Here is a 15,909-nt window from a genome sequence, read left to right as displayed (position 1 = left end):
ATCCTCCAAATAAAAAATTTTATAATTGTTGATAATATTCTTCAGTCACGGGTTCTAACCAAATAGTTTCGCCCGGAGTTAAAGCTAGGTGGACAAACCAACTGTCTTTCACAGCACCATGCCAATGTTTGACATCTGCAGGGATATTTACAACATCCCCAGCCTTTAGAAGTTGTCCTGGTTTACCTTCTTCCTGATACCACCCTTCACCGGCAGTCACTAACAGGATTTGCCCTGCTGCATGTGTGTGCCAGTTATTGCGGGCACCAGGCTCGAATGTTACATTTCCGATTGGTGCATTCAAAGCTGAATCAGTTAAAAGCATTTCCAAGTATGCTGTTCCAAAGAAGTATTCATTTTCAATCGGTTCGCCAATTGGAAAAATTGCGTTTTTTTCAATAGATGCTATTTTTGTCATTGTTAGATCATCCTCCTAGTCTTGTACCACATGATTGCCCATTTTTGATACGATGTTCATTCTTTTCATTTACTTCAATTTCCTTTTTTCTTTTGATTAACGAAAGTATCAAATAAATCCTTATCCTGATGTTCGTTTAATAATTTCTGGTATTTTGAAATTTTATGATTCATCAGTTCAAGATTCTCTTCGTAAATCTTCAGTTGTGCTGCAACTTCGTCTCGATGCTTTACCAAGATTTCCATCAATTCTTGTGCATGTTTGTCACCATTTTCATCTTTACGCATTAAGGTATACTTCTTAATATCAACAAGGGCCATTCCTGTATTTTTCATATGGAGGATGAACTCGAGCCATTCTCTATCCTCTTCAGAATAAATACGATTCTTTCCTTTACGCAGCGGTACTACTAAACCTTCTTTTTCATAATAACGAAGCGTATGTTCACTAACACCCAATAGTTTGGAGAGTTCTCCAATTCGATACATGATTGATCACCTCCGTCATTACTCATACCACTTTACAACTTAGAGTCAACTCTAGGTCAAGCATTAAATTTATTGTTTACATCAGAGGAGGCAGCTAATGCAAAAAAGCACAAAAGATAACTGTTTACCCTTTGCAACGGATGACAAAGCTTCAAAGAAGGAAAAATCACCACAGAAAATTGAAAGATCTGGGTGGCTAGAAATGCTTAAGAAACCACCAAGATTAATTAAGATAGGGCAGGGGGAGAGGATAGTAATTTTAAAATACATATTTATATGTGCGAAACGTTATGTGAACCAAGTATGAACTTCTGCTTGTCGGTACAATGCTATGGAAGTTGCACAGCCAGAAGGAAAAAGTAATTCGATGATCAATCATACTGGAAATAGTTCACTCTCTTTCCATGGAAAAGGGGTAAGTTGTTCACATGGGGATGATGGCAAAGTGTGCAATGAAAAATATTCAATCTCTTAAACAAAGTAGAAATACAAAAAGAGCAACTCAGATTAAAGTTGCCCTTTCTATTTACTATTTATCTTACCTCTGTCTCATCTAAAAAAGAATGGGTGGAATGTAATTGAGATTGAGAAGGGTTACCGTATATCTATATAATGTTGCAGAACCTTTGACGGGAAGAATTTGAGGGGCAATGGTCGTAAGGATACGATAATGGCAGGGGGCATAGTTAAATTCCGTTGTGCTTGCTTTAAACAGTTGTACATCGCTTTACCGCCAACTGAATTGGCAGAGTGAATAGTAATCCGATTAGCAAATAGTTTTTCTTTCACCATCTTTTGAACAAGCATAGAACCATTCCTTGTTTTATTTAATAAATCATGGTCCAAAGAGAGATGTTCAATATCAAAGTTCTGCAATAGCTCTAAACATTCGTCAATAGTCTCGACTAACACATAGCCATCGGGTGCTTTCCGATAGTCATCCAAAAAAACGCTGATTTTTTCCATTTCCTTCACTCCTTTGCTTATGCCAAGTGTGACTAAGAAAAGTCAATTAAACCCAAGAAATTATGGTATTATCTATTAAGTCTAACACAACAAGGTAAGAAGGGGACATATTCGACGTTTAATACTACTATACGACAGCCTTTTTAGATCGTCGTGCTACTTCAACTAACGGACCTTTACTATAAAGAAGGAACTGTTACTGAGCAATCCCTTGTGAAATATAGTGCAAAACATCCACTTATAAGTTAATGATTGTAATAATTTGGGTAAAAGGTAATATCTTGACTAAAAGGAGAAGTGATATGTTACATCCAGACGAGATTTACCTTATACTAAGGGACAAAACGCTGCTGTTGGAGTTAAAGGAGCAAATTAATGACTATCATATTTCCTACTTATCGATGATTGATGAACAGCTTTCATTGATTGATAATGCTCTAAAAGTATGTAACATTGATTCCTTCACTATGTAAAAAGGATAAAACCAACATTTACTTATATAAGGGATCAATTTTTTAACTATAATTAAGCAGCTTAGCGCCCTCTGAGAAAGGCGCTTTTTTTATTGGGCAAAGTAGTGTCAATTAATAGGCCAAGCTTAAAAAATCACTTAGTTGATAATTCCAGAGGTTCAATTCCATAATCTGGTTAGTTGTATTGCAAGCGGAACTTTATTTTTCACCTACAGCATTGTGAGGCTGGTCTTTTTCATTTGGATAAGCAGCAATTTTGGGATCTTCTCCAATGCTTTCAAGTGTAGCCGCCGCCATCTGCTCTCTAATGCGAATGATATGGGCATTCATTAGTTGCTTGGCTTTGTCCGCGTCCTTTAATGCGATGGAATGGTAGATTTCTTTATGTTCTTGAAGCGTTTCTTGGAAATGACCTGGATTTGCGAAACGATGCCGTCTGGTGGCACGAATCGTATTTTTCATTTGGTCACTTAGAGTATGAACCAATCCAGCAAATATGGAATTATTGGTGGCTTGTGCAATACTATGGTGAAAAAGCAGATCTGCTCGCAAGCCTAATTCTTCATCATGTTCCGAACGTGCCATTTCTTCTAGAGCTTTAAGGATATTTTGTAAATCAAGAGAGTTTGCTCTTTGTGCAGCAAGAAAAGCACACTCCGTTTCAATTACTCGACGGACTTCAAGCATTTCATAGACCATGTTGTCCTCAGCCTTGATGATTGAGGTGGATAGCTGTTCGATCAGTGATTGAACATCAGATTGTCTGATAAATGTTCCATCTCCTGGTCTAATCTCGATTACTCCGTTAATCTCCAATACTCGAAGGGCTTCCCTGATTGATGTTCGACTCACTTTAAAACGGTTGGATAACTCGCGTTCAGGGGGTAACTTATCTCCAGGTTTCAATTCGCCGCTAATAAAAGATTCCTTAATTTGATTGAAGATGATTTCGTACACTTTGGGAGATTTAACTGGTATTGAATCCATTATTCTCTTCATCCTTCCATGACAACCCTAACAACATGCTGGTACGACTATTAGTGAAATCATTCTAACAAGCATTCATTTATGAAGCAAGGGGATAATCCGCAATATTAAAATTAAAATAAATAACTGTTGAAAAAATCTGTTATTTTAATTGGTTAGACCAATATTGTAAAAATATAATGGTCTAGATTCAGTCAAATTACGTTCACATGGTTATTGAAGGTCATTTGGGTTTTTGTTATAAGGATGGAAAATCAACTATAAATATTGATAATAAAGCATTTTTTTATGGTGAAAAGTATAAAATGGATAATTGTTGAAAAAGTCAAAAAATTTAGTATAATGAAAATTGGTTAGACCAATTATCCGATAAATGGAAGCAATATCATCTTAAGCTATTAAGGAGGGGGAAACCATCTCTTGATACTACAGTTGAAGAATTGAAAAAGAAACTAAATCTTGGTATATGTACGACCAAAGTTTTAGATATGACAAAGACGGATGTTATAGCAGAAAGAAGGAGAATAGAATGGAAATGGCTAGTGTAAATTTAATCAACGATTTAAAGCAAATCCTTCCTGAAAGTCAAGTAACGGAAAACCAGACAGTAAGAGAATTGCATGGTAGAGATGAATCCTATCATGCTGTAAGTCTTCCTGATATTGTTGTATTTCCGAAAACAGCACAGCAAGTCAGTGAAATTGTGAAATTGGCAAAAAAGCACAAAATTCCGATGGTTCCTTTTGGGTTGGGAACAAGCCTCGAGGGACATGTCATACCGTACAACCATGGCATAACTATTGATTTTTCACTAATGAATAAAATCCTGGAAGTGCGTGAAAACGATTTTCTGGTAAAAGTTCAGCCTGGTGTAACGCGTTCGCAACTAAACAAAGAATTGAAAAAATACGGTTTGTTTTTTTCCGTTGACCCGGGAGCTGATGCTACTCTTGGCGGAATGGCGGCAACAAATGCCAGTGGAACGACATCAGTTAAATATGGTGTGATGCGTGATCAAGTCCGTGATCTTGAAGTGGTACTTGCAGATGGTTCGATTATACATACTGGCAATTTGGCCGCTAAATCGTCATCAGGCTACCATCTAAACGGCCTATTTGTTGGATCAGAGGGAACGCTTGGCTGCTTTACGGAATTGACGTTAAGAGTATATGGAATTCCTGAGCACGTTATGGCGGCAAGAGCATCATTTCCGACATTGACCCATGCAGTGGAAGCTGTTGTATCCATTTTACAGTCAGGTGTTCCAATAGCAAGGGTGGAACTTGTCGATGAACCCTCAATGAAGCAGGTTAACCTTTATAGTGAGACAAGCTATAACGAAGCGCCTACACTATTTGTAGAGTTTCATGGCAATGAAGCCGGGTTGAAGCAAGACATAGAGTTCTCTAAGGAAATAGTAGCTGAACATAATTGTCTCGATATTGAATTTGAAACAGATAATGCTGCCAGGAACCGCCTATGGGAAGCTCGCCATAATCTTGCCTATGCTTATATTCATGGCAATCCTGGAAAAAAACTGATGGTGACTGATGTCTGCCTTCCGATTTCAGAGCTGTCCGGTGCCATTCACCATGCAAGGGAAGCTATTGATTTCCTGGGCCTTACCGGTGGGATCGTCGGCCATGTAGGCGACGGGAACTATCACGTACTTTTAATGATTGATAACAATAATCAAGAAGAGATTAAAAGAGCTGAACAGCTAAATGAACAAATTGTCCTGTATGCCCTAGAACGTAAGGGAACATGCACTGGCGAACATGGTGTTGGGGTCGGTAAACAAAAATATCAGGAAAAAGAACATGGGAACTCACTGTTTGTGATGGAAAAAATCAAATTAGCCCTTGATCCAGATAATTTATTAAATCCAAATAAAATATTAATGCTAGAAAGAGTGTGATGGAATGAAAGTATTGGAAGCATTAAGCGCTGTAGCCGGAAAATATTTTGCTGTTTGGGTTATCTTAATATCCGTCATTGCTTTTATTTTTCCTGCTCCATTTTTGGGTTTGGGGGGATTCATTACAATATTGCTTGGCGTTGTCATGTTTGGAATGGGGCTCACTTTGAAGGCAGTTGATTTTAAAATCATCATTACTAAACCACTGCCCGTGATAATTGGAGTTTGCGCCCAGTTTATCATTATGCCATCTGTAGCATTCCTTATTGCTAAACTCATGAATTTGCCAGCCGAATTAGCTGCAGGTCTGGTATTGCTTGGCTGTGTACCAGGCGGAACAGCCTCTAACGTGATGGTATATCTTGCAAAAGGAAATGTACCTTTATCGATAGCTATGACTTCGGTATCAACTTTACTGGCTCCAATCATGACACCGCTGCTTCTGCTTTTGCTGGCAGGACAATGGATGCCGGTTGATTTTTTTGATATGTTTAAGTCCATTGTACAAGTCATCCTTCTTCCGATTGTTTTAGGATTGGCCATTAAGCGGTTTTTCCCAGTAGCAGTTGAAAAAAGCTTGACCGTTTTACCACTTATTTCGGTAGCAGCCATCATTACTATCGTAAGCGCAGTAGTCTCAGGCAACGCAGCTAGCATTGCTGCTTCCGGGTTCCTTATTTTCACTGCCGTGATGCTTCATAACGGATTTGGACTGCTTTTTGGTTACTTAGCAGCAAAAGTGCTTGGACTTGATGAAGTGAACAGAAGAGCGATTTCGATTGAAGTGGGCATGCAGAACTCCGGGTTAGGTGTTGCGCTTGCCACTGCGCATTTCGGCCCGCTGGCAGCCCTTCCAAGCGTCCTGGCTGCTGCATGGCACAACATATCGGGACCAATTCTCGCGACTTACTGGTCAAAAAAACATGCAGGCGACAGTATAGAGGAACCGCCAGTTCATCCGGTGGAGACCAAGCTTTAATTATATGTTAAAAAAAAATCCCATGCTCCCAGCAGGGGTTTTTTTGTTATCTATAAACCCCAGCACTAAGTAACGTTTTAACCTTCCACTAACTGCTTTTTACCAATTCGCTTAAACGCCTTTTGAAATATTGAAGTAGGTCATAAGAAATGTACGACATCGTAATTATAAGGAGTGTCTCAAATAGTTTTAAGAATAGATTGTCAGATATATGATCCATTCTTAGTGCCGATATAATTAAATCAAAAATATCGATGAAGACTACATGAACAATGTATATACCCAGGGCTCTTCCTCCTACTTTAGTAATGAACAAATCCTTCCCCAATGTTTTATTATTTAATGCAAATAAAAAAAGAAATGCAGTTAAAAAGATGGTAGAAATAAAATATTCCCCATGACTTCCCGATAATATCTTTTCTAATAAGTATCCTTCTACCACTTGGATAGTAAAGAAGATAAAAATCACAAATAAATTGGTTTTCGCTGATATTGTTCCTGACTTTTTAAAGAATTTATCATCCGCAAAGAAGAATCCCAAAGTTGTATAAAAAAGACCAATGAATAAAGAATCCCGTGTACTCAGAGGAAGATCATAGAACATCGAATACGATTGACCGAAAAGGCCAAACAGGTTGAATATTAAGCTAATGGTTAAAAGAAGCCTTGCTTTTTTTAACTTAAAAAAACCGAATAGAATGATAACACTCCAAATTAATGCGGTTAAAAACCACAATTGGTATCCGCTAGTCCCAGTTCCGTAATATATAAGGTCAAGAAAAGAAAAATGATTAATGTATTGTGCAAATTCCTTTGGTACATCGGCAGCATCTTTATAAAGAATTAGAACATCATACATCATATAAAAGAAGAGCCAGCACAAATACAGTTTCAAGATTTTTATAATATACCTTTTAAAATAATCAAAGGAATCCCTTTTATGGATCATCTTTTGACCGAACAAATAACCAGATGCAGTAAAGAAGAATGGCACCGCAAACCTGGAGAAGTTATCGAGAATAAATAGACCAATTTGGCTATCCCTAGGGAACACATGAATGACTACAACAGATAATATGGCAAAAAATTTAATAAAGTCAATCGCGTTATTTCTTTCCATTTGTTCACCCTTTTCATAACACTTTTACTATCATTGGTTGTTCCCTATATTATGTACACCAAAGAAAAATTTATTTTTCTCTTTCTGAACCCAATTACGAGATACTGTAAGACTTAATTGATGAAGATCTAATCGTTCAGGAGGGTGGACTGTTTATAGTAGCGACTTCACTATACGGATAGTAATCATATGAATGCCTATGTTCTTATTAAAGCTCTACAGAAGAAACCCCTGTAATCAAGCCTTTTGACTAAGGGAAATGGTGGGGTTCCTGATTGAAACTTGCAATTGATATTTAATTTATCATTGCTTGAAGCACTGCACACATGCTGGACCATAAGTCGTGCTGATAATAAAAACATTTAATTTTTGCCTCTAGAAGAATGCTTAATAGTCTTGGTAAGACAATGGGATGAAGGGGGAGGGGCGTTCTTATTTTCTACTTTCTCTATTAACTTGCTCCCATATTAAATTCACTAATTCTTGCGTATCATTCCTGAATTTTCAAGTAATTTAAACATTAATTCATCATATTTCAAGCACCAATGCGACGTGTTTTGTCTGTGTATAAATATCATGATTGTTGACCTGATTTTATACAAAACAGCTTACATTGGAGGATGTAAGTCCATCTAATTCCAATATATATACATGGTAAGTACAAGTACTTGCAATTTTATGCATATAAAAATTGCCTATCAATAATAAAAAGCTGGAACAACCAGTGCATACGCTAACCGCAGGTAAACGTATTAGTTAATCTGAGGTAAACTTCGAAAATGAAATTCAGGAGACTTTGGATTGATCACGTATTGTGGACAAGTAATTATATAACAAGTGCAACAACCGCTGGAGTGGAGGATCAAACACAGGTACTGGCTAGACTTATGAAGAATCAGGATGATATCGGAAATGCTGTAAAGCCAGTTTACGGAGAGAAAGCTGGTAACAAACTTGCGGATCTGCTTAAGGAACATATTGTTATTGCGGGAAAGATTGTAGATGCGGCTAAAAGTGGAAATGATGCCTTGGTGAAACAGCTAAACAAAGAATGGTATAGAAATGCTGATGATTTAGCAGCTTTCCTTAGCGGTGCCAACCCCTATTTGAAAAATGAAGATCTAAAAAATTTGCTGTAAATGCACCTGAAATTAGTGACAAATGATTTATCTGCAAGCTTAGCAAAAGATTGGAACGCAAGAATCGTTGCAATAGACGAAGGGGTCACACATATAATCTTAATGGCAGATACTATCACTGCGGGAGTTATAAAGCAGTTTTCGGATAAGTTTAAATAATGATCTTAAGGATCCCCTAGCAACCTGTTGGAGGATTCTTTCATGTGAGAGATGCTTTGAAAATAAATTTTCTATGTCTGTTTCATGAGGTATCAGGAGTGCAACTAAGGTAGTAAAGCTACATCATGACAATATTCGACTTTTATTGATGCACTTACTATAAACATGGCTATTTGAACGCTTTGATGACACCTGAAGAATGGTAAATTCCACTTTTCGAACTATTAAGATCTTAGCTGATTGGGAGGGGGATTTTTCTTTTTAGTTAATATTCAGTGGAGTAGAAGCTAAAACAAATTAATAAAGTGGAATGATTTGAATGTTTGTTGAAGCAGGATTGAGACTTCGCTTAATATACCTGTTTAACCAAACCACCACGTTCTTTAGCTTCATAATTTTGCAAATCGGAAAAAGCCCACAACACAACATTTAGGTTGGGGCTCTTCTTGCTCCTATTTACTGACTTTGGCAGCTAGTTGGCGATTTTTGTGACTACTAATGAGGGATACCTATATGTTACATTGGCAGATGCAGTAATAACTCTAATACTTAGCCTATCGTTTGCGGATAATCGAAGTTGGATTGTTCTTCCTATCGTGTTTCTAGTTTCAACTGTCGATGGTTGCCCGCCTGGACCACCAGAAATACGATTAAAGGATTCAAAAGTACTTTCAAGAACTGGGGTTGTGTCATTGATGAATAACCTGAACTGCACTTCGGTATTAAACGTTAAGTTAGAAGCATTAATTAGTCTTGCTGTTAAATCCATGCTTATCTCATATACCCCAGCAGTCAGAACCTCAATATCAGTAAAAGGACCAGTACCAGGAGGAAAAGGAGCTGTTCCTAATAACGGACCAGGAGTTGTGAAAACAACCTTCTGCCCCAGAGTAGGGGGATTTACTGCAGCCACTGTGACAAAATTTCCAGACGGATCGTACAATGATCCATAAGCCAAAGCACCCCCTGGTCCTGGAGGTCCAGTTTCTCCCTGAGGTCCTGGAGGTCCTGGAAGTCCTTGAAATCCTTGAGGTCCTGAAGGTCCTTGAGGTCCTCGAGGACCTTGTTCACACTCCTTACATTTTTTATGATTGTTTTTATTAGGGGAATGCTCCTTTTTATTAGGGAAATCATCGTTTTTATTAAGGAAATCATCGTTTTTACACTTATATGTCGTGTCAACAAATCTACGACCTTGAATTGGCTTATCTATTTTACTCACCCTTTTTCCTCATTGTTCACTTTTTCCGAAAAGTCAAGCAATGATGCTTTTTTCTGTTTTTTCCGCTTCGCTTTCTGATTTATTAGTTTCTATTTCCTCTTTTGCAGACGATACGAGGGGTCCTATACGTTTTACAGTAAGTGACGGGGTTCTATAAGAAACATCTCCACTCACATTTTGAATAAACACAAACAAGTTTTCTCCTGTATTTAACTCCACTAGGACGGTCTTACCTATAGTGTTAAACCATGAAAGTTCTCCAGTTTGACATGTCAATCCTGTTACGATTTCGATAGAGGAACCTGGAATGGTCCCTATGACACTTCAGTTAATCATGAATAATGCCGTTTCAAGTTCATTAGTAACAACAACAAGGTCGGCACTTATTTCATAGACACCACTAAGAGAGACAGTGATCTCATTTGTTTCCGGATTCGGGATTGTATTTAAGCTGAATCCTGGGAAATCAAAATCTATATGACAAAATTCCCGGACGGATTGTACAATGATCCATAAGCCAAAGCACCCCCTGGTCCTTGAGGTCCTTTTTTTCGCAGTGTGATTCTTTGAAACAATTATTATCATGATCGGCCAAGTTAATCACTCCTTTCTACAACTATATATGCCTATATAAAAAAAAGGTTTGGATTTTTAGGTTTATTTTTTAAATCAGGATCTATTTAAAGTTATATTGATGCGTACAATTAAGAATGATAGCTGAATATCGTTTGGGCAAGTCGTTTTAAAGAAGAAGCAGGAATATCGATTTATCAACAACGTTATGTACACCTTACATAGAAGAAACTATTTTACAACTGAGGAGAATGTGCTTGTTGAACTACCATGAAAATTAACTTCTGCAGTTATGGGAAAAAGGCAATATTGAATAAGACGCAGCTCATTTGTAAAAGGGGAGACGTCTTATTTATTTATGGAATCGGATTGGTTATACAGAATAAGAAGCCTCCGGTTCTGACAATGTAACCGTGTAGCTTAAACTTTCAAGTCTTCCAAGTGAATTCCGAACAATGGATTGTTGCTTCTGAGTAATATGATTTTCGTAAAAAGAAGTATTGTCGAATCCCGTTGCGTGTGGAAAATAATGGATTTCTAAATCTAAATCACCCTGGGAATTTTTGAAAAGTATAGATTCATGAATAGAATACTTTGTAAATATTTGTGAATTATTTCGGGGATAAAGAAATGAATCAAATAATAAACGATTCAACAAGGATATTTATCAATTAGATAATGATTTTAAAAAGAAAGTCATGACAGGAATTTAGAATTTATCATAAACGGAAATAAGAGAAGCTAAAAATTCGTAAAAATGATTTTCTATTTGGATGTCTATATGTCAAGGATAGTCGTTGTTAAAAATGTCTTAATAGATGAGGGGCGGCAGACATTAATAGAAAGAATCATTTTTATTTTACATTTTCCTAGTTTACATAATATATATTATAGGAAGTTATATTTTTAATGTTTATTTTGTCTCATATCTTAAGAATACTTAACTTAGTGAGACGTGATACGGATTTTTAATATTTAATTTCATTGCCATTATCTATAATTTTTTTATTAATTAGTCATTGTTAACTTATACTTTTAAACTTAAATAAAAATTGTTCCAATTATAATGATTGATCTTCAATTAAAAATTCGGTCTAAATACGCAATAAGATTTCTTGGATTTAAGCTAATTTCACATCAGTTACGGTCATTTAAATCTTCTTGATTTATATATTGAATTTTAATTTATCTGCTAATTGTTAACATATTTCGTTTTCAATCATTTTTATACTATAGATCGGATTATTCAATTAGTATTTATCATCCTTAGTCATTTCACTCTAAGTATCTCCAGTTGCTTGGTTGTGGTAATCAAATCTATTTTATTATTTCCCTTCATGTATAAAACGGCCAATTCAGCATTTTTAGGTACAGGGAATTCATTTAAATCTTCTGTAGCTGTGTCTAAAGAAATAAAAATTGAGTAATAAATGATTACCCCTATTAAAAAAGCAGCTAGGGTAAGTGCACAACTAATCTTTTTCTTCATATTGCTTCCCCTTTCCTTTACTTTCCTAAAGACCTATTCAAAGAATAGTTATCTAATAACCTGTAGTAATCTAAATATCCCGGTTTTATTTACATTATTTATCATTTTTATTATTCTTATATATAAATTAAATGGCGAAATGAGAAAAATCACGGGTTAACACTCATGAAAAGTTATATAAATATAATTTACCTCAATGATAATTCAAAAGGTTTTTTATCATGCAAGTTCCGCTTTCTACCTGAAATTGATGATAGCTCCTCCATTTAGCCACATAATTACAATATAAGCTTTCATAATTAACCTCATAGCAGCCTTTAGCATGAATAACCTTTAAAAATTGTTTTAAACTTAATGATGCTCAAACCGCCATCGAGTTTTGATGTAAAATAACAAGCAGTGAATCAATAGGAAGATGCCAAGGATTATAAGGCAACCTTCAAATTAAATTTGTATAGAGCCACACTTACTTTCAGCAATCAGTTCTTGTTTATCATAAGTGAAATAAAATCGTAAAAGTCGATTTTTATATTTTTATAAAAAGATTTAAAAGTTTCAGGAATCAAAAATGCCAGAAGAAATTTGAATGGTTTTAAGATCTCAAGCTTTGTTTAATTTAGCTGAATAAATATGTTATGTAAACACTCACGAAATGTTAATTACCTTTTTCTTTGGTTTTTTTTACATGTGAAAGTCTTTATTAAGAAGTCGCTGAAAGTTAGTTAGCAAGTAACTGATGGGCTATCTAGTTTTTTTCTCTTGCATTGGCTTTTCGCGATACAGATATTAATCGGTCTTAAGTTATAAATAACGGTCATGCATTTTTGAAAAATCCTATTCTTGACTACCTATGGAACTTTATGTCTAATAGATAAAAAAAAGGAACACGAAATCACTATTGATCGCATGTTCCAGTTACGTTAATTATGTTCGAATGGATTCGATACGGCTTTGGATGAATTCGAACGAGGTTTTTGCTTCTTGGATGATTTGTTTGATCAGTTCATTGACGGTCAATATTTCTTTTATGAGTCCTACGGATTGTCCGCATGACCAGATACCTCCGTCTATATTTCCTTCAAAGTATACTTTCTTGCTTCTTTGTCCCGTAATTAGCGGAATCAATTCCTCTATAGTGGCACCTTCATTTTCAAGTTTGTCCACTTCTTTACTGACGGCATTTAATGCTACACGCGACGGACTGCCTATATTCCGTTGGATGACGACCGTATCCGTTTCATTGGCCGATACCATCCACTGCTTCACGTTTTCATGAATCGGTGCTTCTTGCGTTGCCATGAAGCGAGTCCCCATGACGATACCTTCAGCACCGAGTGATAAGGCGCTGATAAGGTCCCTCCCATCCGAAAATCCCCCTCCAGCTATTACTGGTATATTTACAGAGTCAACGGCTCTAGGGAGCATGACAAGCGTTCCTACATCCCCCATGCCTGGATGTCCGCCTGTTTCATTCCCGACAATAATAATCGCATCGACTCCTAATTTCTCTGCAGACACAGCGTTTTTGACGTTCGCTACCTTATGTAACACGGTAAAGCCGTGCTCTTTAAGTCTGGGCATTAAACTTTCTGGGCTTCGGCCACTCGTTTCAACAATTTTCACATCTTCCTCAATTAAAATATCGATGAACTCATCATTCGGGGTTGCCGTTTGACTTGGAAACAGGTTCAGGTTGACAGCAAAGGGTTTCTTGGTCAAAGTTTTCACTTTCCGTATTTCATCACGGAGGCCTTCCGGTGTCACCTGTGTTTTCGAAGTGATGATACCAAGTCCCCCCGCTTCTGAAACAGCGGCTGCAAGCGGGGCCCGGCCAACTTGAAACATCCCGCCGCAAATAATCGGATATTCAATCCCCAATAATTCAGTCATTCTCGTTTTCATTTGCCATACCCCTTTCATTTTTCATGGATTTCTATAAGTCTGCTTTTCTTAATAATGAACACACGCATGTCTATATACCATACTTATGGAGCCGCTTGTAAAAAGTACTTCTAGGTATATCCATCAACTTTGCTGCAGCAGTGACATTTCCTCTTGACTTTTGTAATGCCTCTATCATTAGATCCCGTTGAATTTTTTCACGGATCGTCAGTTCATTTCCCTTGATGCCTTTTTTAACACCAGGTTCCTCCCATGAAGGGAAATCATCATGCGGTGTAACCGGTTGGGAATGCATGGAATTCAACACTTTACCATAATCCAGAGGTCCTTCTGCAAGTAAGATGGTCAATCGCTGAAGTACATTCTGCAGTTCTCTAATATTGCCTGGCCAATGGTAATCCTTTAAACGAATCAACAATTCTTCTGTTAGCGGAATATTCCAATTATTCTTTGAACACAGGTAGTTGACTAGATATGGAATATCTTCAACCCTTTCCCTTAAGGGAGGTACATGAATGGGGTAAACGTTCAGCCGATAGTATAAATCCTTACGAAAGGACCCCTCATTGACAAGCTTTTCAAGATTACGGTGTGTTGCAGTGATAATGCGAATATCCAATGATACGCTTTTTGTGCCGCCAATCGGAACGATTTTTCTTTCCTGAAGAACACGCAGTAAGGCAACTTGCATCGCTGAAGGGATTTCACCGATTTCATCGAGAAAAATGGTTCCGCCATTTGCCTGCTCGAACTTCCCTTTGTGACCTTGCCGTTTAGCACCTGTAAAAGCGCCCTCAACATACCCGAATAGTTCACTTTCCATTAAATCCTTAGGTATGGCTCCGCAATTTATCGTGACGAACGGTCCCTTTTTGCGCATGCCATTATCATGAATAGCCTTGGCAATAAGCTCTTTCCCGACACCTGTTTCACCGGATATATACACATTTGCTTCTGTCGGTGCAACAAGCTTCACTTTACGTAATGTGTTATGAAAGGATTCACTAATCCCTCTTTCCCCTTCGAAGGCAAATCTTTCTGAAGGCATTGAAGCAGGAAAAAGCCTATTGGCTTCACGACCATGATTCTCCGATAAGAATAAACACTTACCGGAAACCTTATTATCCTCTTTGGATAGAAGCGGATTTTCCTTTACGATTCGATATCCATGATTTAACAGATCGACCAACGGCATACCAATGGTTTGAGGAATTTTTTTGCGAACCTGTTTACTGGCGGAGATTATCATTTGTTTATGATTACAAACGATAAAAGGCAAATCTGGATAGGTTTCTGCAAGTTCTATCGAGTGCTGGGTCAGTGCCAGCTCCCTTTTATAGGAACGCATCCCCATTTCCTGTTCGATCGTATACGCCAAATTGGCTACCATCCCCAGCATGGAGGGATGGAAATATTCTACTGGACATGATATATCCAAAACTCCCAATATCTCACCGTCTTCATTTAATATGGGCATGGCAGAGCAACTCCACTTGTGCGAGGCAATCGAATAGTGCTCGGTACCTTGGATCATTACGGCTTCACCCGTTTTCAATGCTGTTCCAATAGCGTTCGTTCCGACCTCACCCTCCGTCCAGCAAACGCCCTCCACAAAATTTATTTTTCCTGCCTCATCGAGGATTTTCTCGTTTCCGGAAAGTGATAGGACATATCCATCCGGATCGACCAATAAAGCCATCATTCCAGAATCCTTTATCGATTGATTCATCCTGGATAATTGGGGTGATGCCACTTCTAACAGGAAGGAGTTTTTTTCTCTTTGAATGTCCAATAATTCATCCGTCAAAATGTGTTTGCCTTTATTAAGGTATGGGTTGACTTGATCTTTTTTGCAGCGATACCAGGATTCCATTATTCGCTTGTTCAGACGATTTGAATCGAGAACCCCTTCACTGACAAAGCGTTCCCATGTACGTAGATAACAACTGGTGGATAGCATATAATCCTCCTCTAATCATTTGGCTTGAACCTTCATTTGACCAGTCAATCTAGAGGAAAAATACCATGGAGTAATAGAAATAGAATGTTATTCGAGGTCTTTTTAATTATAGTAGA

15 protein-coding genes and 1 pseudogene are annotated in these 15,909 nt (G+C 37.4%); 5 read left to right on the top strand and 11 right to left on the bottom strand.

The genetic code is table 11. From position 1 onward, the window contains the following. Nucleotides 1-19: 19 nt before the first annotated feature. Together J7I90_RS02565 and J7I90_RS02560 are read right to left on the bottom strand one after the other, a co-directional pair. A complete protein-coding gene (locus J7I90_RS02565) occupies nt 20-409 on the bottom strand; it encodes a cupin domain-containing protein (protein ID WP_311315172.1) in 390 nt (129 codons plus the stop codon). Nucleotides 410-492: 83 nt separating this feature from the next. Beyond that, nucleotides 493-906, bottom strand: coding sequence for a MerR family transcriptional regulator (locus J7I90_RS02560; protein WP_214768257.1), 414 nt, complete (start codon nt 904-906; stop codon nt 493-495). Nucleotides 907-1,003: 97 nt separating this feature from the next. On the opposite strand from J7I90_RS02560, the gene J7I90_RS02555 reads away from it, so the two are divergent. Continuing rightward, the gene (locus J7I90_RS02555; RefSeq protein ID WP_214768256.1) at nt 1,004-1,213 is read left to right on the top strand and encodes a hypothetical protein; all 210 of its coding nucleotides are present in this window, start codon (nt 1,004-1,006) and stop codon (nt 1,211-1,213) included. Nucleotides 1,214-1,500: 287 nt separating this feature from the next. Here the strand turns inward: J7I90_RS02555 and J7I90_RS02550 are convergent, their stop codons facing one another. Further along, entirely contained in the window at nt 1,501-1,872 is a 372-nt protein-coding gene (locus J7I90_RS02550) for a cyclic-phosphate processing receiver domain-containing protein (protein ID WP_214768255.1), read from the bottom strand. Between the two features lie 302 nt (nt 1,873-2,174). Here J7I90_RS02550 and J7I90_RS02545 point away from each other — a divergent pair, with 302 nt between their 5' ends. Next, on the top strand, nt 2,175-2,345 hold the full coding sequence (locus J7I90_RS02545; RefSeq protein WP_214768254.1) for a hypothetical protein: 171 nt from the start codon (nt 2,175-2,177) through the stop codon (nt 2,343-2,345). A 198-nt stretch (nt 2,346-2,543) separates the two neighbouring features. Here the strand turns inward: J7I90_RS02545 and J7I90_RS02540 are convergent, their stop codons facing one another. Beyond that, nucleotides 2,544-3,332: a FadR/GntR family transcriptional regulator gene (locus J7I90_RS02540; protein WP_214768253.1), complete on the bottom strand. Its 789-nt coding sequence runs from the start codon at nt 3,330-3,332 to the stop codon at nt 2,544-2,546. A gap of 529 nt (nt 3,333-3,861) precedes the next feature. Between J7I90_RS02540 and J7I90_RS02535 the strand changes: the two genes are divergently transcribed. Both J7I90_RS02535 and J7I90_RS02530 read left to right on the top strand, forming a co-directional pair. Next, nucleotides 3,862-5,250 (top strand): FAD-binding oxidoreductase, encoded by a 1,389-nt coding sequence (locus J7I90_RS02535; protein WP_214768252.1) that lies wholly within the window; start codon nt 3,862-3,864, stop codon nt 5,248-5,250. A 4-nt stretch (nt 5,251-5,254) separates the two neighbouring features. Then, nucleotides 5,255-6,229: a bile acid:sodium symporter family protein gene (locus J7I90_RS02530; protein ID WP_214768251.1), complete on the top strand. Its 975-nt coding sequence runs from the start codon at nt 5,255-5,257 to the stop codon at nt 6,227-6,229. Between the two features lie 88 nt (nt 6,230-6,317). Here J7I90_RS02530 and J7I90_RS02525 read toward each other — a convergent pair whose 3' ends face one another. Continuing rightward, complete coding sequence (locus J7I90_RS02525) at nt 6,318-7,349, bottom strand: acyltransferase (protein WP_214768250.1); 1,032 nt, start codon at nt 7,347-7,349, stop codon at nt 6,318-6,320. 760 nt (nt 7,350-8,109) lie between these two features. Here J7I90_RS02525 and J7I90_RS02520 point away from each other — a divergent pair. After that, nucleotides 8,110-8,647, top strand: a pseudogene (locus tag J7I90_RS02520) (glycosyltransferase); the annotation flags it as partial. Nucleotides 8,648-9,119: 472 nt separating this feature from the next. Here J7I90_RS02520 and J7I90_RS27660 read toward each other — a convergent pair. The 6 genes from J7I90_RS27660 to J7I90_RS02490 form a co-directional block, all read right to left on the bottom strand. Further along, the gene (locus J7I90_RS27660; protein ID WP_214768249.1) at nt 9,120-9,869 is read right to left on the bottom strand and encodes an exosporium leader peptide; all 750 of its coding nucleotides are present in this window, start codon (nt 9,867-9,869) and stop codon (nt 9,120-9,122) included. A 33-nt stretch (nt 9,870-9,902) separates the two neighbouring features. Further along, nucleotides 9,903-10,058, bottom strand: a complete 156-nt coding sequence (locus J7I90_RS02510) for a hypothetical protein (protein ID WP_214768248.1) — start codon at nt 10,056-10,058, stop codon at nt 9,903-9,905. A 135-nt stretch (nt 10,059-10,193) separates the two neighbouring features. Beyond that, a complete protein-coding gene (locus J7I90_RS02505; protein ID WP_214768247.1) occupies nt 10,194-10,454 on the bottom strand; it encodes a hypothetical protein in 261 nt (86 codons plus the stop codon). 1,258 nt (nt 10,455-11,712) lie between these two features. Beyond that, nucleotides 11,713-11,931 carry a hypothetical protein gene (locus J7I90_RS02500; RefSeq protein WP_214768246.1) on the bottom strand — a complete coding sequence of 73 codons (219 nt, stop codon included), beginning with the start codon at nt 11,929-11,931 and terminating at the stop codon, nt 11,713-11,715. Nucleotides 11,932-12,855: 924 nt separating this feature from the next. Next, nucleotides 12,856-13,833: an NAD(P)H-dependent flavin oxidoreductase gene (locus tag J7I90_RS02495; RefSeq protein ID WP_214768245.1), complete on the bottom strand. Its 978-nt coding sequence runs from the start codon at nt 13,831-13,833 to the stop codon at nt 12,856-12,858. 70 nt (nt 13,834-13,903) lie between these two features. After that, nucleotides 13,904-15,793, bottom strand: coding sequence for a sigma-54-dependent Fis family transcriptional regulator (locus J7I90_RS02490; protein ID WP_214768244.1), 1,890 nt, complete (start codon nt 15,791-15,793; stop codon nt 13,904-13,906). Between the last annotated feature and the right edge of the window lie 116 nt (nt 15,794-15,909).

The organism is Bacillus sp. ISL-57 (genome assembly GCF_018613135.1).
Lineage (GTDB): Bacteria > Bacillota > Bacilli > Bacillales > DSM-1321 > Peribacillus > Peribacillus frigoritolerans.
The sequence above is the reverse complement of the archived record's forward strand: the minus strand, read 5'-3'. Positions and strand labels throughout refer to the sequence as shown.